Here is a 275-nt window from a genome sequence, read left to right as displayed (position 1 = left end):
TGATCTCGTAAACCACAGGCCGAAAAAATAATCGCCAACACCAAGCGCGATTCCTCCCAGCAGGCCTTCGCCCTCGCTGCCTGATCTCAGGTAGCGAAGCGAGCCTCCTACTAAGGGAGTGTCAGCCCGGGGCTGTTCCCGACCCGGATCCTGGCATCAGCTAGGGGACTAAACCTTGATCCCGGTCACGGGGTGAAGAGGGAAACCAAACAGTGACTGGGCCCGTCGGAGACTTGTCCGCGTGATCTCCGGGGCCGAGAAAATCGAAGCGGACT

Annotated in this window: 1 other RNA gene; it reads left to right on the top strand. The window is 59.3% G+C overall.

Annotated features, from left to right (window positions below):
• Window positions 1-275, top strand: a transfer-messenger RNA (tmRNA) gene (gene ssrA, locus IE222_RS27060); the annotation flags it as partial.

Source organism: Neobacillus kokaensis (genome assembly GCF_014656545.1).
Taxonomy (GTDB): Bacteria; Bacillota; Bacilli; order Bacillales; family Cytobacillaceae; genus Neobacillus; species Neobacillus kokaensis.
The sequence above is the reverse complement of the archived record's forward strand: the minus strand, read 5'-3'. Positions and strand labels throughout refer to the sequence as shown.